The sequence below is a fragment of the Variovorax brevis genome (genome assembly GCF_030317105.1).
Lineage (GTDB): Bacteria > Pseudomonadota > Gammaproteobacteria > Burkholderiales > Burkholderiaceae_C > Variovorax > Variovorax brevis.
Map to the genome: position 1 here is coordinate 1 of NZ_JASZYG010000026.1, position 26,673 is coordinate 26,673.

Sequence of the window (26,673 nt, forward strand, 5' to 3'; positions counted from 1 at the left end):
GCCGACAGGCGGTCCACGTCGGCATAGCTCAGGCGCTGCCCGAATGAGCGGAAAGCCGTCTTGCCCGCGTACTGCTTCATCGCCTGCTCGAGCATGTCGACGATGGAGCTGAAGGCGTTGGGGTTGATGTCGTGCGGCACGCTGCCGTAGGAAGCGAGCCAGTGACGTTGCGTCATTCTTTTGTCTCCTCTGAACCAATGATTTAGTAGTTACCGGCAATTTGCCGGAAGCGCATTGTCGCTGCTCGCAAGCACGTTTCCGCGCGTCGGTTTGGCGAGGAAATGTGACTTCCTTCCTTTCGGGATCGTGCGCTTCGTCGAGGAAGAGGCCGCCGTTTTGCAGGCATCAGTGAGCAATAAATGTCATGCGCCGTGACATGAATTACCGCCTTGAACGCGGGTCGCGCGTCGCCCGTGGGATTGGGTAAAACCCCGATGCTCGTGTCCTGAATTGGTGCTTCAATGTATTAAGACGATTTAATACAACTTAGCCGTGCCACTCCACAACTCACACGCTCCAACGCCGGGCCCGAGGCCGCTCGAAGCGTCGAGCCACGAGCCGCTCTACGTGCAGCTCGCGAACCGGCTGGCCGACGAAATCTCCAGTGGCCGGCTGGCCCCCGGCCAGAAGGTGCCCACCGAGGCGGAGCTGATGGCGACCTTCGGCATCAGCCGCGTCACGGTTCGCCAGGCCATCCAGCTGTTGACGGGCAATGGCCAACTGGTGTCCCACCGCGGCAAGGGCACCTTCGTGACCCGCGCCACGCTGCACCAGGACCTGAGCACCTTGCAGGGTTTCCAGGATGCGCTGCGCAGCCAGGGCATCGAGCCGCAGACGGAGTTGCTGGAGTTCTCCGCCTCCAGTGGCCGCGTGGACCGCGACCTGCCGCAGGGCCTTGACTTGCCGGTGCGCCTGCGCCGCCGCTATTGCGTGGACGGCGAGCCCTTTGCCGTCGTCGAGGCCTACCTGCCCGCCGAAGCCGCGCAGCTGGGCGAGGCGAGGGCGCAGCAACTGGCCGTCTACGACATCCTCCAGCAGTTTTTGGGCATGCGCATCGGCGGCGCCGACGTGACGATCCAGTGCGCCCGCGCCAGCAACAAGGTGGCGGGCGAACTGGGGCTGGATGCCCGCAGCCATGTGCTGCTGATGCAGCGCACCTCGTACACGGTGGCCGGCAAGGCCTGCGAACACATGCGCATCCACATCGTGCCGGAGCGCTACACCTTCAAGCTGAGCGTGCCGGGCCCGATGGAGCTGGCCAGCGCACTGCAACCCACCGCACGGGGCGCGTCCATTGCCGCGTCGCACCCCACGCGTGAGCCACGAACCAACAGGAGATAGCCCGTGGAAGCCCAAGTCCTTCAACGCAGCGCCAACGCCTCCGCAGGCCGGGTGCGCCGCGCCTCGCCGCCCGCCGGGCTCAACACCATGGTCCTGAACGACGAGGAAAAGGCCATGCTCGCCGGAGAGCACGGCTTCGTGGCCAAAACGGCCCTCGAACACCAGATCAAGGTCGGCAACTTCTTCGGCGCACGCGACTTCGTCCCGGTGACGCAGGCGCACATCATGGCCGACACCGAAAGCCTGGGGCAGGCCGGCGTCGTCTGGCTCGAAAAGCTCGCCGACGCGCGTGCCGGGACGGTGCGCATCCCGACCATCACCGACCCGCGCGGCACCGACTTCTCCAAGGCCGGGATGCTGGGCCAGGCGGACTGGATGCTCGAGCTGGAACGCCGCGCCATCGAAGCCTTCAAGCGGCTCGGTGTCAGCATGACCGACACCTGCATCAACTACCAGACGGTGCTGGCCGCCACCCGTGGCGAGCATGTGGCCTTTGGCGACACCGGCGTCGTCATCTATTCCAACTCGGTGGGCGGGGCGCGCTCGAACTTCGAAGGCGGACCCTCCGCGCTGTCGGCCGGCCTGACGGGGCGCACACCGCGCTACGGCTATCACCTCGAGGCGCAGCGCCAAGCCAGCTTGCGCATCCAGCTCGACTGGACGCCACGCGAGCTGAACGACTGGGGCGCTTTGGGTGGCGTCATCGGCCGGCTGGCTGGCAACTATTGGGCCGTGCCCGTGATCGAGGGGCTGGACCGTGCGCCCACCTCGGACGAACTGAAGCACTTCGGCGCCGCCATGGCGAGCTTCGGCTCCACGGCGCTGTTTCATCTGGTGGGCATCACGCCGGAGGCGCAGCGCCTGTCCGACGTGGGTGGCGACAAGTTGCCGGTGGCACACCGCATCGGCGAGGCGGACATCGTCGCGCTGCGCCAGAGCTACGCCGTGGACGACGCCATCGACGTGGTCGTGTTCTCCGCCCCGCAGCTGAGCATCTACGAATTGCGCGAGCTGGCCGCGATGTGCGAGGGCCGCCAGTTCAAGCGCCCGCTGCTCGCCGTGACCAGCCCGCAGGTCAAGCCCGACTGCGACCGCTTCGGCTACACCGGGGCCATCGAGGCGGCTGGTGGCAGCGTACTGTCGGGCATGTGCTTCTACCAGTCCTATGCACGCGAAATGAGCGAAGCCAAGGGCTGGAAGCGGCTGGCCACCAACAGCGCGAAGCTGGTCAACATCCTCGGCGGCTATGGCTACGTGCCCATGCTCGCCTCCATGCGCAGCTGCGTCGACGCTGCAGAAACCGGGATCCTTCGATGAGCACAAGCACCACCACTTTCAGGGCGCGCCACGCGATGGGTCAGCGCGTCGTCGGGCAGGCCCTCGTTGCGCATGACGGCTTTTCGGCACGCTACGACCTCAATCGCCTGCAAGGCGTGTTCTCGCGCCCGGCGCACAAGCTGGTGGGGCAGTCGTACGTCGACCGCATCCTCGTGCTCGACACCGCAAAAGGCGGCGTCGCCACGGCATGGATGCTGCACGAAATGCGCTCGCGCAACATGGCGCCGGTCGCCATCGTCTTCAACACGGTCAACACCATCCTGGCGCAAGGCGCGGCCCTTGGCGACGTGACGATGCTGGCCGGCTTCGACACCGACATCACGGCCCAGATCGCGCACGGCGCCATGGTCGAGATCGACCCCGAGGCGATGACCATCCGCGTGCTCGATACGGACGAGGTCGTGCAGGGCGCCGAACTGGCGCAGGACCTGCGGCCCGTCCACGGCCCCGCGCGCGGCGCCGCACTCTGACTGAACATTTCGCGAGGACGCTCCCCATGATTCCCATCTACACCGCCATCGGGCTGCAGACCCGCACCTACGACTGCATGTACACGTTGAGCGACACGCCCAACTTCAAGCGCAACCTCGACCACATCTGCAACATGATCGACGTGGCGGTGCTCTCGTCCATCGAGAACCCCGTCAAGCTGCTGGCGCTGGCCGAAGGCGCGATCCAGGGCTTTCCGGACGAACTGCGCGACTGGGACACCGCCGCCTACGCGGCCCGCGGCGCCATCGACATCCCCGGCCCGGTCACGGACGTGCTGGCCGAGCGCGCGGTGAAGTGGGGCATCTACATCATTGCGCAGGCCAAGGCGCGCATGCCGGAGTTTCCGGACCGGTTCTTCAACACGATGTTCATCATTGACCCGGCCGGCAAGATCATCCACCAGCACCGCAAGAACATCATCTTCACCATCGAGCACAGCACCACGCCGCACGACGTGTACGACCAGTGGGTGGAGATGTTCGGCGAAGGGCTGGACGCCTTCTTCCCGGTGGCGCGCACGGCCATCGGGAACATCGGCGCCTGCATCTGCATGGAAGGCAACCTGCCCGAGACCGCGCGCGGCGTGGCCATGAATGGCGCGGAGATCATCTACCGCCCCAGCTCGATGGAGAACAAGACGACCCAAGGCGCATGGGAGATCCAGAACCGGTCGCGCGCCCTGGACAACGCCTGCTACGTGCTCGCGCCCAACACCGGCCGCCACTACATCGACGACAAGCAGAGCCAGGGCTTTTTCTGCGGCGGCAAGTCGATGATCGTCGACTACCGCGGCTCGCTGATGCACCTGAACGACTCGCATGACGACTGCTTCGTGTCGGCGCCGCTGAACATCGAGGCGCTGCGCTACCACCGCAGCAACGCCAAGAACTTCAACTGGATTCCGCACATCCGATCGGAGCTGTTCCGCCTGATCTACGAGAAGAGCGTGTGGCCGGCCAACCTCACCGCCAAGACTGCGCACATGCGCCGCGAGGCGGCCGAGGAGGTGATGACGCAGACCGTGCGCAAGCTGGAAGAGCGCGGCGTGTTCACCCGCTCGGCGCTGGAGCCGCAGCCGGTGCAAGCCAAGCCTGCCGCCAAGCCCGCCGCAACGACATCTTCCACCGCGAAGGGCAAGCCCCACGCCAAGCGCCCGACGCGCTCCAGCGCCACCTGATTTGAAGCCCCGGCCCGCCCGGCCGGGAGCGATGCACAAACACTGCACGAGGGAACTGTCATGAAGAAACTTACGCGTTCGATCCTGGCCGGACTTGGCCTCCTGGCCGCCGCATCCGCCTGCATGGCGCAAGCCAATCTGGGTGGTGGCGAAGCCGTGCGCATCAACGACTACCCCGGTGTCGGCAACCCGCTGGCACGCGTGGTGGTCGCCAAGCAGTTGTGCGAGAAGTACGGCCTGAAGTGCACGCTGCAAACCATTCCCGGTGCGCCGCTGGTGCTGCAGGCCCTCATCGGCGGCAGCATCGACGTCGGAGGCGCCGCGGCGGAAGTCGGCATGCAGGCAGCGGCCAAGGGCGCCGACCTGAAAGTGCTTGGCAACGCGCTGCGCGACACCAACTTCTTCCTCGTGGCGAGCAACAGCCTCAGCCTGCCCAACGCGGCCAAGGGCTACCCGGCCGTGATGGCCGACTTCAAGGGCAAGAAGATCGGCGTGACGGCGCGCGGCTCGGGTGCAGAGCTCCAGTTCGTCGAACTGCTGGTCGGCGCGGGAATGACGCCCAACGACGTGACTTTCGTCGCCGTGGGCGCGCCCGACACCGCCTACCCCGCGTTGACCAACAACCAGATCGACGCCGCACTGAGCTTCGAACCCCTGGCCGCCTTCTGCGAGGTGCTCCAGAGCTGCAAGATGGTCATCGACATGCGGCGCGGCGAGGGCAGCGCAGAGCTCAAAAAGCTCAACGGTGCCGCTGCGCCCCTGTGGATCCGCAGCCAGTACGCCAGGGAGAAGCCGCAAGTCATCGAAGCGCTGCGCAAGGCCTTCACCGACGCCGAGACCTTCTATCAAAACCCGGCCAACTTCGACGAGATCATCAAGATCCACCAGCAGTACTTCAAGCTGAACCACCCGCAGGGCGACAAGATCCTGGCTGCCGCCATCAAGGCCTCGATTCCGGCGGCGGTGTTCAAGCTGGACAGGGTCGCGCTGCAGGCCAACGCCGACCACCTGCTCAACAAGAAGCAGTTGCCCAAGCGCTTCGACACCACCACCTTGCTGCTCGATCCGCAATGAACTCGGCCGCCTTCAAAGTGATTCCCTTGGACGCTGCCGCCCACGCGCGCCCGGCCCGGGCCGCAGCCACAGGCGCGCCGGTGATCGAGGTCGATCACGTTTCACTCAATTTCGGCGGCGGCGTGCAAGCCCTGGCCGACACCTCGCTGAGCATCGCGCGGCAGGAGTTCGTGTCCGTCATCGGGCCGAGCGGCTGCGGCAAGACCACGCTGCTCAACCTGCTCGCCGGCCTGGTGGAGCAGCCCTACGAAGGCCGCATCAACCTGCTGGGACAAAAGCCCACGTTGGGCAATCCCTCCGTGTCGTACATGCTGGCGCGCGACTGCCTCCTGCCGTGGCGCACGGCGCTGGAGAACACCTGCTACGGCATGGAGGTGCGAGGCGTCAGCCGGCCCGAGGCCGAGCGCCGGGCGCGCGAACTGCTGGCGCAGGTGGGCCTCTCGCAATTTGAAAGCGCGTACCCCAAGGCCCTGTCGCACGGCATGCGCCAGCGCGTCGCGCTGGCCCGCACCTTCTGCCTGGACTCGCCGCTGCTGCTCATGGATGAGCCCTTCGGCGCGCTGGACGCGCAGACCAAGATCATGTTGCACGACACGCTCATGCGCCTTTACGAGAACGAAAAGCGCACAGTGGTGTTCATCACGCACGACCTGGCCGAGGCGATCACGCTGTCGGACCGCGTGATCGTCATGACGCCGCGGCCGGGCCGCATCGTTCGCGAAGTCGACATCGACCTGCCGCGCCCACGCTCCGTGCGCGAGCTCCAGGCCAATCCGCGCTTTCACGAGCTGTACGCCGAGCTGTGGAACACGCTCGACCAGGCCATGCACGGCGCCGGGCACTGAGTCAGGGAGGCACACAACATGAACCGATTTCGAATGATGGCCGCCCACGCGGTGTTTCTGGCGGTGTTTCTCGGTGCCTGGGAATACGCGTCGCGTGCCGGCTGGCTGGCACCCACGTCCTTTGGGCGGCCCAGCTCGATCCTGGAGTTCCTGTGGGACGGGCTGTTCGTTTCGCGCAGCCTGCTGGTCGACCTTGGGTGGACCCTGGGCGCCACCTTCCTGGCCTTCATCCTGGGCAGCGTGCTGGCCATCCTGGCCGGCTTGCTGTTCATCAACTTCCCCGCCTTCGAGAAGTTCTGCGAGCCTTACCTATCGGCCATCAACGCGATGCCGCGCATTGCGCTGGCGCCGTTGTTCATCCTGTGGTTCGGGCTGGGCATCGGCTCGAAGATCGCGGTGGGCGTGAGCCTGACCTTTTTCATTGTGCTGTCGAGCACCGTGGCGGGGATGCGTGCGGTCAGCGCCGACTGGCTCACGCTCTCGCGCACGCTGGGCGCCAGGCCCGGGCAGCTGTTCTTCAAGGTGACCTTGCCGAGCGCCACGCCGGTGATGTTCTCGGGCCTGCGACTGGGCCTGGTGTATTCGTTGCTGGGGGTGGTGGGCGCGGAAATCCTTGCGTCGGAGCATGGCCTGGGCCAGCAGGTGGCGTACCTCACGTCCACCTTCGACATGAGCGGGGTGATGGGCTTGCTCGTCCTGCTCGCCATCGTCGGATCGCTGGTGACGTGGGGCATGAATCGGCTCGAAGCCAAGCTGCTTTCGTGGCAATGACAGCGTCACCTCAAGGAGAGACTTTCATGAATCAAGCCACCCTGAATGGAAAAGTCGCGTGGGTTACCGGAGGCGCGACCGGCATCGGCTTTGCGACCGCGAGGGCGCTGGCCGATGCGGGCGCACGCGTCATCGTCAGCGGTCACCAGCGCGAGGCGCTCGATGCGGCGGCCAGGGAAATGTGCGAGGCCGGCGTGCACTGCGAATTCGAACTCGTCGATGTGGCCGACCCCGCCTCGGTGGCGCAGGCGGGCCAGGCGATCCTGGCGCAGCACGGCACGGTCGACATCCTGGTGAATTGCGCGGGCCTGAACGTGCCGCAGCGCTTCCTGCATGAACTCACCGTCGTGGACTGGCGCCGCATGCTCGACGTCAACCTCAGCGGCGCGCTGTACTGCGCGCAGGCCGTGTTGCCGGGCATGCGCGCCAAAGGCGAAGGCCTGATCGTGAACATCGCCTCCTGGGGCGGCAAGCACGTGGTGCGCGCGGCCGGTGCGGCCTACACCGCGGCCAAGCACGCGGTGGTGGCGCTCACCGAATCGATCAACATCGAGGAGTGCGTCAACGGCATCCGGGCCTGCACGATCTGCCCGGCCGAGGTGTCCACGCCCTTCCTGGACCAGCGGCCCGTGCCGCCGACCGAGGAAGAACGCGCGTCCTTCCTGCTGCCTGAAGACCTCGGGCGCGTGATCCGGATGGTGGCGGAGTTGCCGGCGCGTGCGTGCGTGAACGAGATCGTCATTTCGCCGACGCGCAATCCGCTGTACATGGCGCAGCATCCCCGGCGCGAAGCCCCGCCAACTACTGCTTCTGTGACGGCATGACGAACGCCACGAGAAGCGCACTCGTCACCGGCGGCGGCTCCGGCATCGGCGCCGCTGCGGCACGTCAACTGGCGGCGGCGGGCTACCGCGTGGCCATCAACTACATCGGCGACGAGGGTTGCGCGAAAGACGTCGCCGGGCAGATCCGCAGCGCGGGCGGCGAATGCCTGCTGCTGCCGGCCGACGTGTCCGATCCGGCGCAGGTCGCCAGCATGTTCGATGCGGCCGCCGCGCAGTTCGGACGGCTCGACGTGCTGGTTCACTCCGCGGGCGTGGACACGGCCTGGCCGGTCGGCATTGCGGAAATCGCGGATGCCGATGTCGAGCGCATCGTGCGCGTCAACGTGCTGGGCGCGATCTGGTGCTGCCGGGAAGCCGCGCGGCGCATGGGCACGCAGCAAGGGGGCGAGGGCGGCTGCATCGTGATCGTGTCGTCGATGGCGGCCACCATTGGCGGGCGCGTCGGCAAGACGGTGTACGGCGCCTCGAAGGCGGCAGTCGACGGCCTGACGCAAGGGCTTGCGCGCGAATTGGCGCCGCAAAAGATCCGCATCAACGCCGTGCGGCCGGGCGCCACGCAAACGCCGATGCTCGGCGCCTTTGCGCACGACGAAGCCTACGCCAGGCGCATCGCCGGCTCGATTCCGATGGGGCGCATCGCCCAGCCCGAAGAGGTGGCCGAGGCCATTTTCTGGCTCACGTCCGATGCCGCTTCCTTCGTGTCGGGCGCTCTGCTGGATGTGTCCGGCGGCGGGTTTTCCATCGCCAGCTAGTGGCTCCGCCAGGCGTACAAATCAACACCACATCAACCACCAAGGAGATTCACATGTTCAGCGGTTTGAAGGGCAAGAGTGTCATCGTGACGGGCGGCGCAACGCTGCTGGGCGCCGGCGTCGTGCGCGGCTTCCAGCAGGCCGGCGCCAGGGTCGTGGTGGCCGACATCGACGTCGAAGGCGGCAAGGCGCTGGCGGCAGGCTTTGCCGAGGGCGGCGTGGTGTTTCGCCAGACCGACATCACCGACGACGCGCAGGTGCAGGCCTGCGTGGATGAGGCCGCAAGGTTGCACGGCGGCGTCGATTGCCTGGTGAACCTGGCCTGCTCGTACGTGGACGACGGCATCAACGCCTCGCGCGCCGACTGGCAGACCTCCTTCAACGTGAACGTGGCCAGCGCCGTGATGATGCTCAAGGCGGTGCGGCCGCACATGAACAAGGCAGGCAAGGGCGCGGTGGTCAACTTCACGAGCATCTCGTCCAAGTGCGCGCAGACCGGGCGCTGGCTCTACCCGGTGAGCAAGGCGGCCATGGTGCAACTCACGCGCAACATGGCGCTGGACCTGGCGCCCGAGGGCATCCGCGTCAACAGCGTGTCGCCGGGGTGGACCTGGTCGGCCATCATGAATCAGCTCACCAACGGCGACCGCGCCAAGACGGACCGCGTGGCCGCGCCCTTCCACATGCTGCGCCGCGTGGGCAACCCGGAAGAGGTGGCCAACGTGGTGCTGTTCCTGTGCTCGGACCTCGCCAGCTTCGTCACCGGCGCCGACTACGCGGTCGATGGCGGCTACTCGGCGATGGGGCCCGAGTCTTATGAGCCTGCCATTCCCAAGCTGATGTCCTGAATCCCACGAACCCACTGCTCAATTCCTGGAGAAATCGCATGCGCAAGATCATGATCGTCGGTGCCGGCCAGTCCGGTCTTCAACTCGGCTTTGGCCTGCTGGCCGCGGGCTACGAGGTCTCGCTCGTCACCAACCGCACGGGCGAGGACATCCGCACCGGCAAGGTGATGTCCAGCCAGTGCATGTTCCACACCTCGCTGCAGATCGAGCGGGACATGGACCTGAACCAGTGGGAGCGCGATTGCCCCGCGATCGACGGCATCGGGCTGGCCGTGCCGAACCCGGAGCAGAAGGGCGCCAGGCTCATCGACTGGGGCGCACGCCTGCGCTCGCCCGCGCAGTCGGTGGACCAGCGCGTGAAGATCCCCGGCTGGATGGACGCCTTCAAGAAGGCCGGCGGCGAACTCATCCTCAAGGACGCGGGCGTCGATGATCTCGAGACCTATGCGAAGAGCCACGACCTCGTCATCGTCTCCAGCGGCAAGGGCGAGATCTCGAAACTGTTCGAGCGCGACGCCGCCAAGTCCACCTTCGACAAGCCGCAGCGCGCGCTGGCCCTTACCTATGTGAAGGGCATGCGTCCGCGCAATGAGTTCTCGGCCGTGTGCTTCAACCTGATTCCGACGGTGGGCGAGTACTTCGTGTTCCCCGCGCTGACCACCACCGGCCCGTGCGAGATCATGGTGTTCGAAGGCATCCCCGGCGGCCCGATGGATTGCTGGGCCGACGTGAAGACGCCCGAGGAGCACCTGGCCAAGAGCAAGTGGATCCTCGATACCTTCCTGCCGTGGGAAGCCGAGCGCTGCAAGGACATCCAGCTCACCGACGACAACGGCATCCTGGCCGGCCGCTTTGCGCCCACGGTGCGCAGGCCCGTGGCCACGCTGCCCTCGGGCCGCAAGATCCTGGGCATGGCCGACGTGGTGGTACTCAACGACCCGATCACCGGACAGGGCTCCAACAACGCCGCCAAGTGCGCCGACGTGTACCTGAAGAGCATCGTCGAACACGGCGACAAGCCGGCGGACCCCCACTGGATGCAGCACACCTTCGACCGCTACTGGTACGGCTATTCGCAATGGGTCACGCAGTGGACCAACATGCTGCTCATGCCGCCACCGCCGCACGTGCTCAACCTGCTGGGCGCCGCCGGTGCCATGCCGCCGCTGGCCACCGCCATCGTCAACGGCTTCGACGACCCGCGCACCTTCTTCCCGTGGTTCGCCGACCCGGCCGAGTCCGAGCGCTTCATCGGCCAGTGGGCGGCCGCTGCCTGAGAGCCGGCGGCAGCAGCGGACATGAAGCGCATCGCCATGGTCGGCGCCGGCCAGTCCGGCATGCAACTCGCCCTGGGCCTGCTGGGCGCGGGACATGAAGTCACGGTCGTCTCCAACCGCACGGCGCAGGAGATCCGCCAGGGACCGGTGATGTCGAGCCAGTGCATGTTCGAGACGGCACTGCAAGCCGAGCGCGAACTCGGCCTGCACTGGTGGGACGACGAATGCCCGCCGGTCGAAGGCATTGGCCTGGCCGTGCCGGGCGCGGGCAGCGGCAAGTCCATCGACTGGGCCGCGCGGCTCGACAGTCCGGCGCGCTCGGTGGACCAGCGCGTGAAGGTTCCGGCGTGGATGGCGGAGTTCGGGAAGCGTGGCGGCGAACTGGTCATCCGCGAAGCCGGTATCGACGACATCGAGGGCTATGGCCGCACGCATGATCTCGTCATCGTCGCCAGCGGCAAGGGCGAGATCAGCAGCCTCTTCGAGCGCGACGAAGCCCGCTCGCCTTTTGCCAGGCCACAGCGCTCGCTCGCGCTCACCTACGTCAAGGGCATGGTGCCGATGCAGCCGTTTTCGCGGGTGTGCTTCAACCTGATTCCGGGCGTGGGCGAGTACTTCGTCTTTCCGGCGCTGACCACCAGCGGGCCGTGCGAGATCATGGTGTTCGAGGGCATCCCCGGCGGACCGATGGATTGCTGGGACGACGTGAACACGCCGCAGGAACATCTGGCAAAGAGCCAGTGGATCCTGCAGACCTTCCTGCCGTGGGAAGCCGGGCGCTGCAAGAACATCGAGTTGACCGACGACAACGGCATCCTCGCCGGCCGCGTCACGCCGACGGTGCGCAACCCGGTCGCGCGGCTGCCCTCCGGGCGCTACGTGCTGGGCATGGCCGACACCGTGGTGCTGAACGATCCCATCACCGGCCAGGGTTCGAACAACGCCGCCAAGTGCGCGGACATCTATCTCAAGTGCATCCTGGAGCACGAGGGCGAATCCTTCAACGCGGAGTGGATGCGCCAGACCTTCGATCGCTACTGGAAAGGCTATGCCCAGTGGGCGACCAGCTGGACCAACAGCCTGCTGGCGCCGCCGCAACCGCACCAGCTCAAGCTGCTGCAAAGCGCCGCCAGCGCGCCGGCCGTGGCGAGCACCATCGCGAATGCCTTTGACGACCCGCGCGACTTTCATCCCTGGTGGTTCGACGCGCGAGAGGCTGACCGCTTCCTGGACGCCAAGGCCCGCGAAGCCGCGGTGGACCGCTTCGACCGGCGCGACTTCCGCAGGGCGCTGGGGCAGTTCGCGACTGGCGTGACGGTCATCACCAGCCGCGCGATCGACGGCCGGCGCGTGGGGATGACTGCGAACTCTTTTTCATCCGTGTCGATGGATCCGCCGCTGGTGCTGTGGAGCCTGGCCAAGGACGCGCCCAGCGTGGCCGACTTCACCGGTGGCAGCCACTTTGCGATCAATGTGCTGGCGGCGAACCAGCACCACCTGTCGCGCCAGTTCTCGACGCCGAAGATCGACAAGTTCGCCGGCGTGGACTGCTGCGAAGGCACGGGCGGCGTGCCGCTGATCAATGGCGTGATTGCCCGCTTTGTGTGCCGCAATGTGAAGCAGTACGAAGGCGGCGACCACTTGATCTTCATCGGTGAAGTCGAGAAGTACGAGCGTTTCGACGGCGAGCCGCTGGTCTTTCACTCGGGGTTCTACCGGGTTGCGACACGGCACCCTGAACTCCCACAGTGACACCCCTCATTCCTGCAATCAAGAAAGGCTCCCCCATGGCTGGACAATGGATCAACCTCGAAGCCGACGACGGCACCGGCAGCTTTCGCGCCTACCTCGCCGTGCCCGCGGGCGGCAAGGGGCCGGGCCTCGTGCTCGCGCAGGAAATCTTCGGCGTCAATTCGACGATGCAGGAGGCTGCGGACCACTACGCCGCGCAGGGCTACACGGTGCTGGTGCCCGACCTGTTCTGGCGCCAGGAGCCGGGGGTGGAGCTGGGCTACACCGAAGCCGACTGGCAACGCGCATTCGGCTACTACCAGGGCTTTGACGAAGCCAAGGGTGTGCTGGACATCCAGACGGCGCTGGATGCGTTGCGCAAGCGACCGGAGACGCAGCAGGGCAAGACGGCCGTGCTGGGTTACTGCCTGGGCGGGAAGCTGGCCTATCTGGCGGCGTGCCGCACCGACGTCGACCTGGCGGTGGGCTACTACGGTGTCGGAATCGAAAGCGCGCTGGAAGAGGCCGACAAGATCAGCGGCAAGCTGGTGCTGCACATCGCGGAGGAGGACAAGTTTTGCCCGCCCGAGGCGCGCGCCGCGATCGTGAAGGCGCTGTCAGGGCGCGAGCAGGTGGCGTTGTACGTGTACCCGGGCGTCGATCACGCATTTGCGCGGGTGGGTGGGGACCACTATGACGAAGCGGCGGCGTCGCTGGCGAATGAGCGCACGGCGGCGGCGCTGCGGAGCGAGATGGGGACGCACTAGCGGCCTGCGACGAGGCGCGAACAGCGCCCGGCGAGCACGCCGGACGACCGCCTGTTGACTTGCGGCGCGTTCCGGCAGACGCTTGCGCCCAACAACAATGCGCCGGTCGTCGATCCGATTCGACCGCCGCGCTGTGCCGAGGGGCTTTCATGAAGGACGAGTCGCGTGGTGAATCGGTTGGCATCCAACTGGGCAGGCGCTACCTGACCCTGCTCTTTGCCGACCTCTCCCAGTCGACCGAGCTCGCCGAAATCATGGAAACCGAGCATTACGCGGCCGTGCTCGGCGCACTGCGAAGCATCTACCGCGAAACCATCCCCCTGCACGGCGGGATGGTCGTGCGCGTGCAAGGCGACGGGATGCTCGCGATGTTCGGCTACCCGGTGACACGCGAAGACGATGGACGCGGAGCGGTCGCGGCAGCCCTGGACATGCACCAGCGCATCCGCGAGCTGAGGCCCGTGCTTCCGCCAGGGCGCACGCTTTGCCTGCACACGGGCATTCATTCAGGGTTGACGCTGCTCAGCACCGGCGACATGGAGCTCGGACGCTTCGAGCTGCTCGGGCCCGTCCCCAATATCGCGGCCTGGCTGTCGGACGCCGCGGGCCCGCACGAGATCCTGGTCAGCGAAGAGACGCTTGGTCCAGCCAGCCGTTTTTTCGTGACCGGTCCGCCGCAATTGCTGAAGGTCAAGGGCCGCGCCGCGCCCCTGCTGGTCTACCGCGTCGATGCGCGTGCCAGCGTGGCCGAGAGCTTTGCCGCCACGGCGCGCCATGGCGCCACCGCGTTCATCGGCCGCCGCGCCGAGATCGGCCTGCTGGAGCAGGCCATGGACGACGCCGTGGCCGGGCATATCCGCTCGGTGGCGGTCGCGGGCCCGCCAGGCATGGGCAAGACACGGCTGGTCGAGCACTTCCTGGGTCGTGCCATGCAGCGCGGCTGCACGGTGCTGCGCGGCTATTGCGAAAGCGAACTGGGCGCCGTGCCGCTGCAGCCTTTTCATCACATGCTGCAGTCCGTGGCGGACGAGGCTCAACACCACACGCCGGACAGTTTTGCCGCACTCTTCGTGCGGTTGGCGGAACAGCAGCCGCTGCTGCTCTTCGTCGACGACTGGCAATGGGCCGACGACGCATCGCACCAGGTGCTGGCGGCGCTGCGCAAGCGCACGGACTGCAGGCTGCTGATCGTGCTGTCCACGCGCGTCGTCGCCGTCAGCGATGCGCCGACTGCGGCGGACCAAACGCTGACGCTGATGCCGCTGAGCGATGCCGAGGCCTTGCAGCTCATCGCAGCCCGGCTGCCCCGGGCCGACCCTTTCGTTGCGGATGAGATCTGCCGCCATGCGAACGGCAATCCGCTGTTTCTCGAAGAGCTGTGCCACTCGGCCGCACGCGGGGACGATGGTCAGCGCCTGGGCCGGGTCCAGGGCGGCGCCGGTTGGCTGAACCGCTTGGTCGAATCGCGCGTTCAGCACCTGCCGCCGCCGCAAATCGAACTGGTGCGCGTGGCCGCGGTGATCGGCAACGTGATTCCGGCCTGGCTGCTCGAACGCATTTCGGGGCAGCGCGCGGACGGTCCGATGCAACTGGGCCTCGCGGAGCACGACTTCATCTTTCCGGGCGAGCGCGCCGGCACCTTGCGCTTCAAGCACGGCCTGACGCGCGCCATCGTCTATGAGTCGGTGGGACTTGCCGTGCGGCAGGATCTGCACCTGCGCATCGCCGAGGCGATCCAGCAACACAGCTCGGACGACGCCGAAGACGAGGCGATCGAGGCCTTGGCGTTGCACTTCGACGCCGGCGGCGATGCCGGGCAGGCGGCGCACTATGCGATGCTGGCCGGCGACAAGGCGCTGGCGGCCTCGGCACTGGACCGCGCCCGCTCCCTCTATCGCATTGCGCTCGCGGCGCTCGACCGGCTGCCGCAAAGCCCCTCGCTGGCCTTGCGCTGGGTGTCCATTGCGCAAAGCCTGGGTCGGGTGACGGTGTTCGATCCGGTGCGCAGCGAAGTGGCCTTGCACGAGCGTGCGGTCGAACTGGCCGAGCGCCACGGCGACACCGCCACGATCGCGCGCGCGCGCCATTGGCTCGCCTACAGCACCTACAGCCTCGGCGACGTGCGCACCTCCATCCGCCAGGGCGAGCGGGCGCTGGCTGAGGCGCGCGCGGCCGGGAACGAGAAGCTGGCCATCCAGGTCGTTGCGGCGCTCGGCGAAGCCCATTGCGCGGTTGCGCAGTACGGGCGCGCCGCGGAACTGCTCGACGAAGCGATCGCGGTCAAGGGGCGGTACCGCAGCGGCCAGCACATCAATGTCGGCCTGGCGTTCTCGCTGGTTTGTCGAGGCGCCATGTTGGGCGACCGTGGCTTGTTCACGCAGGCCGGGCAGAGCTTCGATGATGCGAAGTCGTGCATCGCCGGCACCACGCACGTGATCGGTGCGTCGGTGCATGGCTGGCTCAGCGCGGTACTGCTCTGGCAAGGTCGTTGGGAAGACGCCCGCGAGGCCTCCGATGAATCCGGCCGCATCGCCGAAGCCACGCGCAGTCTCACGCAATTGTCGGTGGCGCGCGCGATGAGCGCCTACGCCGATTGGATGCTCACGCGCCGGCCCGAGTTGCTGCAGATCATCGTCGATGTCACGGCCTGGCTGGAGCCGCGCGGCAGTGGCTTGTTCCGCTCCCTCAACCATGGGTGGCTGGCCAGCGGGATGATGCAACTGGGGCGCCGCGAGGAGGCGCGTCACCACGCGGCACGCGCACTGCGGCGTGGCCGGCTTGGAGACTTCCTCGGTGCGGCCATGAGCTATCGCGCACTGGCACTCGAAGCGGCCTCACGGCGGCCCGGGCGCGTGGCGCACTACCTGGAGAAAGCGATGAAGATCGCGCGGCTGCGCGACTCCGCGCACGAAATCGCGCTGACGCAGTTGTGCGAAGCCGAGATCGCCTGGCGGCACCGCGGCCAACGCCCCGACGCCTTGCTGGACGAGGCCATGACCGCGTTCGCCCGCATGGGCATGGCGTGGCATCTCGCGGAGGCGACGCGGCTCCAAAGCTCGATCGCGGCAGCCGGACGGGATGAGTCCGCGGCCATCGGGACGTCGTCGACCCGCGCTAGTTTGGCGTCAGGATGAGCAGCACTGGCGAGCCCGTCGGCCGCAGCGTGCCGGCGTTCAGCAGACCTGCGAACATTGCGAGCATCACGCCCATGGCCATCGGGTAGCCGGGGCAGCCATGGATGGTTGGCGTGGCGGCGTTGGGGGCGTCACGGCCGAACATCAACTCGTCGGGTGCCCCGTCGGCCAGCGCGGAGGCGATGCCCAGGACAACTCGTTTGCCTGGATTCGTGTTGACCACGCCGTTTTCGACCGGGCTGCGCCAAAGCATCTCCGGCACCGGGCGCTTGCGCATGGTGTCGAGCAATGTGCGTCGCAAGGCGGCGTTGGCTTGGGCGTACGTGGGCGTACCGCTGGGCGCGGCTTCGAACAGGGCCTCCTGGCATTGCCACAGCGTCTCTTCCTCGATCCATTTGTCCATGGTCTTGAGGAAGTTGCCCTGGACTGTGGGAGGAAATCCCAGCAGAACACCGGCGAGGTTGAGCGCAAAGATCGGGTCGGTCTCGTCGACTTTGAGGCCCGCCAGGATGTCCTTGGCCAGCGATCCCAGCCCGCTTTGACCGTTGTTCTCCAGCCAGTCCTGCACGGCGGCCAGCACGGCTTCGCCTTGCTTCTTGCCTTCAGCCTGCACCGTGTCGCGGGGATGCGGCGAGAAGATGTAGCGGGAGACCGTGGAAAAGTTGCCCGGACAACGCGGCTTGCCGGGGTTGGTTTCCAGCCGGCCTCCGGTCTGCATGAAGGGCTCACTTGAGGCCGGAGGAACGTCGGGCAGGCCGATCCACTTGGTGCACAACTTGGCCATCACCAGGTCGCTGAAGGTCATGAGGTCGATCGGGCGGCGCACCGGGTCGTTGGAAACCGGGGTCGGCAAGTCGGGGAAGTGGCCGAGCAGGCCGTTCACGACGGCGATGGTGATGTCGTAGGCGTCCTTCTCACTGATGCCGAGGACGGCCGTGTTGAGGGCCACTTGCGCCGTGTGGTCGGCGCCATCCAAGCCCAGGAGATTCAGGCCGATCGATGCCTTCATGCGGTCGCCGTAGCCCTGGACCGAGTAGCGGACGCCATTGTCTTTCATGACATCCAGCACGCCAGGCTTCTCCAAGGTGCCCGTGCAGCGTCCGATGAGGTGGCCATAGGGCGTGTCCTGCGGGGCGTTGGAGTCGCCGGTGCGCACCTCTTCCCACGCTTTCGGCGAGCGGTCCGGGTCCTCAAGCCGCTGGCGCACCTTGTCGCGCTCGGCCTCTTCGATTTCTGCCGGCGTGGGAGGGGGCGGGGGTGGGGAGGGCGAGTCGGTTGGCAGCTCGGCCAGGAAGTTGGCCAAATTCTTCAGCGCCGGCAGCGAGGGCACGAACACATACAGGCCCCATTCCAGGTGTGAGAGCGGCTTGTCGTTGAACGCGAAGCGGGTCACATTGCCGCTGGCGTCGAGATAGCGGAAGGTGTAGTTCTCTCCGACCTGCGGAACCCGCAGCAACGGGTCGGCCTGCGCCGAGCCCACGCCGCTGCTGTTGGCGCCGGCAATCCAGCGCTGGATGGTCTCGAACTGCTCGGAGAGGCTGGCGCAGTAGGCCATGAAGACGACGCCGCGTTCTGCCGCGGGCTGGTCTGGCAGCTTCGGCCCGTACGACATCCCGCGGCGAATGATTCGCGGCATGTATTCGCGCCGGTCGCGCGGGTTGGCGCGCCGGGCGTGCGAGTGATAGGGGCACTTGTCGCTCTGGGTGTCGTAGTTGAAGTTGTTGAGGTCGGCGCCCGCGGGCTGCGACACCAGGGGCCGGCCATCCCGCTCGCGGCCCATCATCCGGGTCTGCAGTTCGTCGCTCTGGGCCTGCGTGAGCCCCGACACCGCAGCGTTCAGGGTATCCATGTTCAGGCGTATCTTGCGAACCGCGAGGAAGCTGCCGTGCAGCTTCAGGGGGTCGAGCGCTGCGTTCGCTGCATCTTTCCGGTTGTTGGCGTGGCCCAGGAGCAGTTCGCCCGGCGCCACCAGATCGTCGAACAGCTTGGGCGGATTGGCGGGCGCCTGGCCGGTGTTGATCTGAGGCTGGCTGACGCCGTCGACGAAATCCAGATGACCCGCGGGTTTGTCGTTGGCATTGCGGTAGCTTCGGGTCGGCTGCACGGCCAGCACGCGCATGCCGTTGTCGGCCACATCCAATCCATCGACCTGGGTCTTCAGCGTCGGGTGCAGGTCGGGCGACGTGTTGGCCTTGTCGACCAGGCGTATCTGAATGAGTACATGCACGGCCTTGAGGTCGACGCGGCGCCCGTTCGCCATGCCCCAGCGCAGCGGTCGGCGCCAGCGGTCCGGATGGTTGGCGCGCACATCGCCGAGTACGGAACAGCGTGCCTCCATGCCTTCGACGAACTCCTGCGGAAAGCCGCTCAGGCGCGAGGCAGCGACTTCCAGCGCCGCCAGTCCCGCATGCGTCAAGCCGACAACGAAGGCAATGTCGTCCTGCGATTTCACCGATCCGCAGTGGGCGGCGAGCGCATTGAGCGCTTTGCGCGCCTCGACGGCGTCCGTGACGCGCAACAGCACCACGCATCCATGCGTGACGGGCTCGTTGGCGGCCAGGATGTGGCCCTGCAGCAGGGTAGGGTCATAGGGAACTGGCTGTGCGACACCCAGGGAGGGCGGTGTTCCCTTGATGAGCCAATCCAGTTGATCTTGATATGGCGCCAGTTTCTTTTTCGCATCGGCCCATTCTTCGTGCCCCGGCTGCCCCGCCGGAATGGCATCCAGCAGGTTCATCATCTTGATCGGGCCTTGCAGGATCGACTGCGTAAAGCGGCGCAGCGTCCCGTTGTCGCCGTCATTTTCGGGCGGGGTTTCGGACGGGAAGTAAGTCGACAGGCGATACAGGCCGGTGAGCGTGCGCAGTGGCAGCACCAGCGTGCCTTCGACATTGGCCAGCGCCTTCGCCATGGCCGATTGCTGTGCGGCCGCGGCCGAGGGGAGGGCCAGCCTTGCAATTTGCGCATCGACACCGGCCGTGTTGCCCTTTTCGCGCTGAACCTTCTCCACTTCCGCCAGGTAGTCTGTGTCGCCCAGCGGCATCACCGAGTCTGCGTAGAAGGTGCCGCCTGCAACCTCGTTGCTGCGCACCCAGTCGCAGTACTTCTCATAAGTGGCGGTCTTCGAGCCCGGGTAGCCGTCACAGTGACAGAACAGCAGGTCGAGCAGCGTGCCCAGGTCGCGGTAGATCACCCGCATGTAGGGTTCCCAGCCGCCGTCGAAGGTGACGTTGAGCGACAGGTGCCAGGTGCCATCTTCCGGTTGCTGGTCGTCCGGCAGTTCCGGCACGGGCGGCACGAGCGCATAGCGGAAGTGATCGATGATGCCGAACTGGCCCACCGAATCCGGGAACACCGGCTGCAGCAACTCCGACTCGCGCACGTTTTGTCGCGCCGAGAAGAGCGCGTCGAGCACCTTTCGCAATCGCTTGAGATAGCTGATGGGCTCGAAGCCGATCACCATGCCGTGTTTGACCGGGGCCAACACCGACAGGTTGGTGATGCCGCCCAGAACAGTGCTTCGCTTTTTCAGCTGTGCCATGTCACGCTCCTCTATGCGTTTCCTCGTTGCCGCCAGTTCCACGACGCTGCGTATTGAATACGCGGCGGAAGTGGAGGCGTGATGTTGAGCATGGCGCGCGCTGATTGCACCCCCAATGCGATGGATGCTGCAATGAGGGGCGCAACCCCGCTAGTAGCCCCGCACCGCCGCAGCCTCCGCCTCGATCCACGCCGCCACACGCCGCACTTGCTCCCGCGGCTGCGCCTCGGCGCGGATCAGCCAGTAGGCGATGGGGGTCTCCACCTTGTCGGGCGGCGCGGTGACCGCGATGAGTTGCCCGTTGTCGATCAGCGGCCGCACCAGTTCCAGCCTCGCCAGCGCGATCCCCTGACCCGCCAGCGCGGCGTGGATGACCTGGTCGTACTGGTTGAAGCGCACCACGCCGCGCGGCTTGGCCTGCTGCCATCCCCGCTCGCGCAGCCAGGGCCGCCATTGCAGCCACGGCCGCGAGTCGTCGAATTCGAGCAGATGCACCTTGCCCAGCGCTTCGGCGCTTTTCAACTCGCGGATGCCGAGCGTCGGATGCGCCACCGGCACCACGCGTTCGCCGAAGAGCCAGACCGCGCCGGCCGGCGCCACGCTGCGCGAGCAGTAGCGCAGCGCGAGGTCGACCTGTCCGTCGCTCATGTCGACCATCTCGTTGGTCGCGGACAGGCGCACCTCGATGTCGGGATGCGCCTGCTGCAGGCGGCCCAGCCTCGGCAGCAGCCAGAGGCCAGAGATGCCGATGCTGGCGGAGATGGTCACGGCCTGCTGCTGCGCGGAGTCGCGGCGGATCTCGCCGACCACGTCTTGCAACTGTTGCACCGCGCCGTCGGCGCTGCGAAACAGCCGCTCGCCCGCGGGCGTGAACTGAACGCCACGGCTCTTGCGCTCCAGCAGCGTGACGCCCAACTGCTCTTCAAGCGCGCGAATCTGGCGGCTCACCGCCGATTGCGTCAGGCACAGATCGTCGGCCGCCTGGGTGATGCTCATGCGCCGCCCGACGGCGACGAAGCCCCGGATGAGATCGAGCGAGGAAAGCCGGACGAGCGGAACGGACATGCGCGGCAGTTTAGCCACGCACTCCCGTTTCGGCGCTGCCGCCAGCATCGACCAAGACGCGGCACTGCGGCATGCCGGCCAGCAGCGCCTTCTGATTCGGTTGCACGCAGTGGAAGTCGCCTGCAACGAGGATGACGTCATCGAGCTGCCCCTCGATCGTGATCCACGCCGTGCCGTTCAGGCAGAACACGCAGACGGTCTCGCGGGTGGGTTCGATCCTGCGCGGCTGCCTCAAGACTGTGACAACGTCGTGCGGAAGGTCGTTCGGTTTCATGGTGCTTGCCTCCTCATCGGCAAAACGAAAACAGTTCCACAAGCGCGGCGGCGCTCGCTGGTTCGAGCCAACTGCGCAGCGCGACAGAGGCGATGGCTGCCGCAACCAGAACGGCGGTGCCGGCAAGGGCCAGCCCCCGCAGCGTTGTCGAGGCCTTCATGCCATCGCTCCTGCGGGAACGACGCCACGCTGCACCTGCCGATCGTTGATGGGCCAATGCAGGGCTGCCGCCATCAAGCCGAGCGCGATCGAGCCGATCCAGATCAGGTCATAGGATTTCGTTGCATCGAAGACATGCGCCGCCAGCCACACGCCCAGGAAGGAGCCGACCTGATGGCCGAAGAAGACGAAGCCGAACAACGTCGCGATGTACTGCACGCCGAAGACCTGCGCAATAAGCCCGCTCGTGAGCGGCACGGTGCCCAGCCAGAGCAGGCCCATCACCGCGCAAAAGACATGAAGGCTCGGCACGCTCAAGGGCAGCAGGAAGAACGCCGCCATTGCCACCGAGCGCGCCAGGTAGATGGCCGACAAGAGGTACTTGCGGCGGAAGAAGTCGCCGAGGTAGCCGCAGACGAAGGTGCCCACGGTGTTGGCGAGCGCGATGATCGCCAGCCCCGCCACGGCGTCGTTGGCGCTCAATCCCTTGCCCAGCAGGTAGGCCGGCAAGTGCGTGCCGATGAAGGCCAACTGGAATCCGCATGCGACGAAGCCCGCGTTCAGCAACCAGAAGCCGCGGTGCCTGAAGGCTTCTCGCACCGCTTGCCGGATCGACTGGGAGCGGGCTGTCGGCGCCGCCGTTGTTGAAGTCGAAGCCCTGTCGTTCAAGGTCAAGGCCAGCGGTCCGAGCACGCCGATCGTCATGCCCAGCACCACCAACGCAGCGGCCCACCCCAGCCAGTGCTGAAGCCCCTGCGTCACCGGCACCATGACGAACTGCCCCAGCCCACCGACCGCGCCGGTAATGCCCAGCGCCCAACTGCGACGTGACGGCTCGGCGATGCGGCTGATGGCGCCATACACCGTGCCAAAGGCCGTGCACGAGAGCGCAACGCCGATGAGCAAGCCCGCGCTGAGCGTCAGTTGCGTCGGCGTGACGGACAGCGACATCAGGACGAGGCCGACGAGATATAGCAGCGTTCCCAGGGCGATGACGCGCACCGAGCCGAAGCGGTCGGCGAGCATGCCGGTGAAAGGCTGCGCGAAGCCCCACACGAGGTTCTGCATGGCGATCGCGAGGCCGAATGCCTCGCGCGACCAGCCGCGATCGATGGTCATGGGGACGAGGAACAGGCCCTGCACGTGGCGGGCGCCGAGGGCGACGCCCATGATCAGGCCGCCGCAAATGACTGCCCGGAGGATGTTGCTGTCTTTGCTGGCGTTGGGCATTTGGAGTTCCTTTCAACAGGTCGGCGGGTGCGCGCGACCTGTCGACGATTGAACTCAATGCAGGAGTGGCGTGGGCCGAGTTCCATGCAGGGCAGACATGAGGTTTAGGAATGTCGGGACTCCCCGCGCACGTAGCGTTCGCGTACGTCGTTTATGCGCATGGCGCGTAGGGATTTGCCACGTTCGTTGCTGTAGAGGCAGCGGGCGAACGCAGTCGCCTGGATCACGCTGGCACGCCGGCTGCGATGAGTCGCAACATGACAAGAAAATCCGCCGCACTGCGCACCACATCGGACACCACGATAGGCACTGCCCCGATCGCCAAGGCCAGCACTCAAATCCGCACAAATACCCCTGCCAAACCGGCTGCTCCAGAGGCAAAAGCCCCGGCACGCTTCGGCCCCGCTGCGCACAACGCATGGAGCCTCGAAGGCGACACCGTCAGCCTCATGCGCACACCGAAGCGACCCAAACCGGTGCACATCCCCGCGCTCCCACAGTCCATCGAATTCGACCTCGCCCGAACGGCGCTCGTCGTCATCGACATGCAGAACGACTTCTGTCACCCCGAAGGCTGGTTCGCGCAGAAGGGTATCGACATCAAGCCCTGCCGCAAGCCCATCCCGACCATCGCGGGCTTGCTGCCGACGTGGCGAAAGGCGGGCGGCACGGTGGTGTGGTGCAACTGGGGCATCCGCGCGGACCGGCGCAACCTGAGCCCGACGGTGCAGTTCAAGGGCAAGCGCAGCGCCGATGGCGTGGGCTATGCCGAGCACTCGGCGATCGACCACGGCCCTTCGCTGGTTCAGGGTTCGTGGGGCGCGCAGGTGATCGACGAGTTGGCCGTCGCGCCCACCGACATCACGGTGCACAAGCACCGCCTGAGCGGCTTCTGGGACAACGAACTCGACACGCTGCTGCGACAGCAAGGCATCACCACGCTGCTGTTCGCGGGCATCAACACCGACCGCTGCGTGTTCTCGACGCTGCAGGACGCCAACTTTCTCGGCTACGACTGCGTGCTGCTCGAAGACGCCTGCAGCACGCCGTCGCCGGCCTTCGTCACCAAGGGCGTGCTCTTCATCGTGCAACAGTTGCACGGTTTCGTCGCCAAGGCGGCGGATGTGCGGTCGAGCCTTGCCAAACCGGTCCGCGCGAACACAATCGACGCACCCTGAACTCCACGCCACGGATAGCCTGAATGACTGCTTCGACCCTCGATTGCGCCTGGTTGCTGCCGGAGCCCGGTGCAAGTGCCGCGAAAGCCAACATGCGCGTGACGCACGTTGACGGGCGCATCGCATCGATCACGCCCATCGGTCGTGAAACGACGGGGCGGCGCCTGCTGGCGATGCCTGCGCTGTCTAATGCGCACGACCACGGCCGCACCTTCCGCAGTGCCACGCTCGGCGCGTTCGACAAGCCGCTCGAAAGCTGGATTCCCTTCCTCGGCGTGGTGCCGGGCCTGGACCCCTACACCTGCGCGGCCACGTCGTTCTCGCGCTCGGTCCGCCATGGTGTCGCGAACCTGATGGTCCACTACACGCGCGTGCAGGGCGGCATGTCCTATGTCGAGGAGGCGCAGCAGGTGGCCCGCGCCGCAAAGGACGTCGGCGTGCGCATCGGCTTTGCTGTCGCCATGCGGGACCGCAACGGCATCGCCTACGACGACGATGCGCCAGTGCTCAAGGCCCTGCGCCCGGGCATCCGCGATGCGGTCGCTGGCCGGTTGTCGGTGAAACCTGTCTCGCCGGCGCAGCAAATTGCCGTGGTCAATGATGTCGCGCAGATGCTGGAGGAGGGCGGCTTCACCGACCACGTCAACGTGCAATACGGCCCCGCGGCCGTGCAGTGGTGCAGCACACCGTTGCTTGAAGCCATTGCCCGCGCGTCCGCGGACACCGGTTGTCGCGTGCACATGCACTGCCTCGAAACACCTTATCAACGCGCGTGGGCCGACAGGAACCATCCGCAAGGCATGCTCAAGTTCCTCGACGCGATCGGCTTGCTCAGCCCGCGACTCACCTTGGCGCATTGCGCGTTGGCGCGTCCGGATGAGTTGGCGCTGCTCGCGGAACGCGGCGTGACGATCGCCGTCAACACCAGCTCCAACCTGTACTTGAAATCAGGCATCGCACCAGTGCCGGAGATGCTCAAGCAAGGCTGCCGCATCGCCATGGGCCTGGACAGCACGGGTTTCGACGAAGACGACGATGCGCTGCGCGAGATGCGCATCGCCTACCAGCTGCACCGCGGCTGGGGCTTCGACACGACGATGTCGCGCGAGCAACTGTGGACCTTCGCCGCCGGCAATGGCCCGCTGAGCGTGAACGGCGCCGGCAACATCGCCACGGGCAGGCTGACCGAAGGCGCGCCCGCCGACATCGTGGTGCTCGACTGGGACCAGCTGGACGACGACGAGCTCTTCCCCGAGATCGACCCGCTCGATCTGTTGCTGGCTCGCGCCAACGGCACGCACATCGCCAAGGTGATCGTTGGTGGCAAGACGGTCGTCGAAGGCGGTCGCGTGCTGGGCATCGACGAGCCCGCATTGCGTGCCGAACTCACCGCCAGGGCCCGCGCTGCACTCGCTGCCGACAGCAGCCACGGCGCATGGCTCAACACCTTGCGCGCATTGGCCGAAGACCTCGCGCCCTTCTACAAGGAAGGCCCGCTGGGCTGCTGCACCTAGCCCGCGAGTTCAGGCCCGCGCAGCGCCTCATGCGCGAGCGTGACCCAATACGCCGCACCCAGCGACAGGATGTCGTCATTGAAGTCATAAAGCGGGTTGTGCACAGGCGGATCGTTGCGCGTGCGCGCCGTCCCGATGATGGCGTACGCCCCCGGACAGGCCTGCAGCATGAACGCGAAATCTTCCGACCCCATGCGCAGCGCGCACTGCGCATCGACCTGCTCGGCGCCCACCAGTTTCGACGCCGCGCGCGCCACGACGTCCACGTGTTCCGGCGTATTCACCACGGCCGGGTAATGCCGCCGGTAGTTCAGGCAGATCCCGGTTTCGCTCGATTCCGCGACGCCCGCGCAAATCGCGCGGATTCGCGCCTCGGCGCGGTCCTGCACCGCCGGCAGGAAAGCCCGGCAGGTGCCACGCAGCGTGACGGATTCCGGAATCACGTTCCAGGTGTCGCCGCCCTGGATCTGCGTCACGCTCACGACCAGTGCGTCGGCGGCGCTGACGTTGCGGCTCACGATGCCCTGCAGCGCCGCGATCAACTGCGCGCTGGCCAGCACGGGGTCCACGCTGTCTTGCGGATGCGCCGCATGGGCGCCCTTGCCGGTGATCACGATTTCGAACAGGTCCGAGCACGCCAGCATCGGGCCCGGCCGCGTCGCGAAGTGGCCGAACGCGAGACCCGGCGCGTTGTGCAGGCCGTACACGGCGTCGCAGGGAAACAGCTTGAAGAGGCCCTGTTCGACCATCGCGCGGCCACCGCCTTCGTTCTCTTCGGCCGGCTGGAAGATGAAGTGCACGGTGCCTTCGAAGCTGCGGTGTTCACTCAGGTGCTGCGCCGCGCCCAGCAGCATGGCCATGTGCCCGTCGTGCCCGCAGCCGTGCATTTTCCCGGGAACGGTGGAGGCGTGCGGCGCCGTGCCTCGCTCGCAGATGTGCAGCGCGTCCATGTCCGCGCGCAGTCCAATCGTCGGGCCTTCGCCATTGCGCAAGGTGGCGACCACGCCGGTGCCGGCCAGTCCGCGGTGCACCTCCAGCCCCATCGTCTCCAGCGCGCGAACCAGCACCTGGGCGGTGCGATGCTCCTCGAAGGCGGTCTCCGGATGCGCATGGAAGTCACGGCGCCACGCGACCATCCTGTTGCAGGTTTGCGCGGAAATGGAGGCGGTCGGCGAAAGCGTCGTTGAAGTCATGGCCAACGATTCTGGAAGCGTCAATCGGTGCAAACAATGGCAAAAGGCAAGCCCGATCGTTGACGAAACGACAACAGTGCAACCTGATTCATACCCCCGGTGGGTCCGCCCGATGCGATGATTTCCG

The 26,673-nt window shown here is 66.6% G+C and carries 21 protein-coding genes and 2 pseudogenes; 17 read left to right on the plus strand and 6 right to left on the minus strand.

All coding sequences use genetic code 11. The features are described 5' to 3' along the window. The first annotated feature begins 567 nt into the window (after positions 1–567). From QTI66_RS35210 to QTI66_RS35280, 15 genes and pseudogenes are all read left to right on the plus strand, one after another. On the plus strand, positions 568–1,341 hold the full coding sequence (locus QTI66_RS35210) for a GntR family transcriptional regulator (protein ID WP_286565019.1): 774 nt from the start codon (positions 568–570) through the stop codon (positions 1,339–1,341). Positions 1,342–1,344: 3 nt separating this feature from the next. After that, complete coding sequence (locus QTI66_RS35215) at positions 1,345–2,658, plus strand: aconitase X (protein ID WP_286565020.1); 1,314 nt, start codon at positions 1,345–1,347, stop codon at positions 2,656–2,658. Beyond that, entirely contained in the window at positions 2,655–3,149 is a 495-nt protein-coding gene (locus tag QTI66_RS35220; protein ID WP_286565021.1) for an aconitase X swivel domain-containing protein, read from the plus strand. Before QTI66_RS35215 ends, QTI66_RS35220 begins: the two co-directional genes overlap by 4 nt. A 26-nt stretch (positions 3,150–3,175) precedes the next feature. Next, positions 3,176–4,348: a nitrilase-related carbon-nitrogen hydrolase gene (locus QTI66_RS35225; RefSeq protein ID WP_286565022.1), complete on the plus strand. Its 1,173-nt coding sequence runs from the start codon at positions 3,176–3,178 to the stop codon at positions 4,346–4,348. Positions 4,349–4,408: 60 nt separating this feature from the next. Continuing rightward, positions 4,409–5,422 carry an ABC transporter substrate-binding protein gene (locus QTI66_RS35230; RefSeq protein WP_286565023.1) on the plus strand — a complete coding sequence of 338 codons (1,014 nt, stop codon included), beginning with the start codon at positions 4,409–4,411 and terminating at the stop codon, positions 5,420–5,422. A 26-nt stretch (positions 5,423–5,448) separates the two neighbouring features. After that, positions 5,449–6,267, plus strand: a complete 819-nt coding sequence (locus QTI66_RS35235) for an ABC transporter ATP-binding protein (RefSeq protein ID WP_286565024.1) — start codon at positions 5,449–5,451, stop codon at positions 6,265–6,267. A gap of 18 nt (positions 6,268–6,285) precedes the next feature. After that, a complete protein-coding gene (locus tag QTI66_RS35240) occupies positions 6,286–7,038 on the plus strand; it encodes an ABC transporter permease (protein WP_286565025.1) in 753 nt (250 codons plus the stop codon). A 26-nt stretch (positions 7,039–7,064) separates the two neighbouring features. Next, positions 7,065–7,862: an SDR family oxidoreductase gene (locus QTI66_RS35245; protein WP_286565026.1), complete on the plus strand. Its 798-nt coding sequence runs from the start codon at positions 7,065–7,067 to the stop codon at positions 7,860–7,862. Next, complete coding sequence (locus QTI66_RS35250; protein ID WP_286565027.1) at positions 7,859–8,635, plus strand: SDR family NAD(P)-dependent oxidoreductase; 777 nt, start codon at positions 7,859–7,861, stop codon at positions 8,633–8,635. The genes QTI66_RS35245 and QTI66_RS35250 overlap by 4 nt, the downstream gene beginning before the upstream one ends. A 53-nt stretch (positions 8,636–8,688) precedes the next feature. Next, entirely contained in the window at positions 8,689–9,483 is a 795-nt protein-coding gene (locus tag QTI66_RS35255; RefSeq protein ID WP_286565028.1) for an SDR family oxidoreductase, read from the plus strand. 38 nt (positions 9,484–9,521) lie between these two features. Further along, positions 9,522–10,760, plus strand: coding sequence for a styrene monooxygenase/indole monooxygenase family protein (locus tag QTI66_RS35260; RefSeq protein ID WP_286565029.1), 1,239 nt, complete (start codon positions 9,522–9,524; stop codon positions 10,758–10,760). Positions 10,761–10,781: 21 nt separating this feature from the next. After that, positions 10,782–12,014: pseudogene (locus QTI66_RS39760) on the plus strand (styrene monooxygenase/indole monooxygenase family protein); the annotation flags it as partial. Continuing rightward, positions 11,988–12,512: a flavin reductase family protein gene (locus QTI66_RS35270; RefSeq protein WP_286565075.1), complete on the plus strand. Its 525-nt coding sequence runs from the start codon at positions 11,988–11,990 to the stop codon at positions 12,510–12,512. The pseudogene QTI66_RS39760 and the gene QTI66_RS35270, both read left to right, overlap by 27 nt. Positions 12,513–12,547: 35 nt before the next feature. Next, positions 12,548–13,255, plus strand: a pseudogene (locus QTI66_RS35275) (dienelactone hydrolase family protein); the annotation flags it as partial. 152 nt (positions 13,256–13,407) lie between these two features. Next, a complete protein-coding gene (locus tag QTI66_RS35280; RefSeq protein WP_286565030.1) occupies positions 13,408–16,392 on the plus strand; it encodes an ATP-binding protein in 2,985 nt (994 codons plus the stop codon). Here the strand turns inward: QTI66_RS35280 and QTI66_RS35285 are convergent. The 5 genes from QTI66_RS35285 to QTI66_RS35305 all read right to left on the minus strand — a co-directional run bounded on the left by QTI66_RS35285 (position 16,373) and on the right by QTI66_RS35305 (position 22,661). Continuing rightward, the gene (locus QTI66_RS35285; RefSeq protein ID WP_286565031.1) at positions 16,373–19,933 is read right to left on the minus strand and encodes a Dyp-type peroxidase domain-containing protein; all 3,561 of its coding nucleotides are present in this window, start codon (positions 19,931–19,933) and stop codon (positions 16,373–16,375) included. The genes QTI66_RS35280 and QTI66_RS35285 overlap by 20 nt on opposite strands. Positions 19,934–20,083: 150 nt before the next feature. After that, the gene (locus tag QTI66_RS35290; protein WP_286565032.1) at positions 20,084–20,998 is read right to left on the minus strand and encodes a LysR substrate-binding domain-containing protein; all 915 of its coding nucleotides are present in this window, start codon (positions 20,996–20,998) and stop codon (positions 20,084–20,086) included. A 10-nt stretch (positions 20,999–21,008) separates the two neighbouring features. Continuing rightward, a complete protein-coding gene (locus QTI66_RS35295) occupies positions 21,009–21,272 on the minus strand; it encodes a DUF2917 domain-containing protein (protein WP_286565033.1) in 264 nt (87 codons plus the stop codon). A 13-nt stretch (positions 21,273–21,285) separates the two neighbouring features. After that, entirely contained in the window at positions 21,286–21,432 is a 147-nt protein-coding gene (locus tag QTI66_RS35300) for a hypothetical protein (protein WP_286565034.1), read from the minus strand. After that, a complete protein-coding gene (locus QTI66_RS35305; RefSeq protein WP_286565035.1) occupies positions 21,429–22,661 on the minus strand; it encodes an MFS transporter in 1,233 nt (410 codons plus the stop codon). Before QTI66_RS35305 ends, QTI66_RS35300 begins: the two co-directional genes overlap by 4 nt. Positions 22,662–22,918: 257 nt before the next feature. On the opposite strand from QTI66_RS35305, the gene QTI66_RS35310 reads away from it, so the two are divergent. Continuing rightward, positions 22,919–23,839 (plus strand): cysteine hydrolase family protein, encoded by a 921-nt coding sequence (locus tag QTI66_RS35310; protein WP_286565036.1) that lies wholly within the window; start codon positions 22,919–22,921, stop codon positions 23,837–23,839. 23 nt (positions 23,840–23,862) lie between these two features. Next, entirely contained in the window at positions 23,863–25,353 is a 1,491-nt protein-coding gene (locus QTI66_RS35315) for an amidohydrolase family protein (protein ID WP_286565037.1), read from the plus strand. Here QTI66_RS35315 and QTI66_RS35320 read toward each other — a convergent pair. Continuing rightward, on the minus strand, positions 25,350–26,546 hold the full coding sequence (locus tag QTI66_RS35320; RefSeq protein ID WP_286565038.1) for a M20 aminoacylase family protein: 1,197 nt from the start codon (positions 26,544–26,546) through the stop codon (positions 25,350–25,352). The two genes, QTI66_RS35315 and QTI66_RS35320, sit on opposite strands and share 4 nt — an antisense overlap. Between the last annotated feature and the right edge of the window lie 127 nt (positions 26,547–26,673).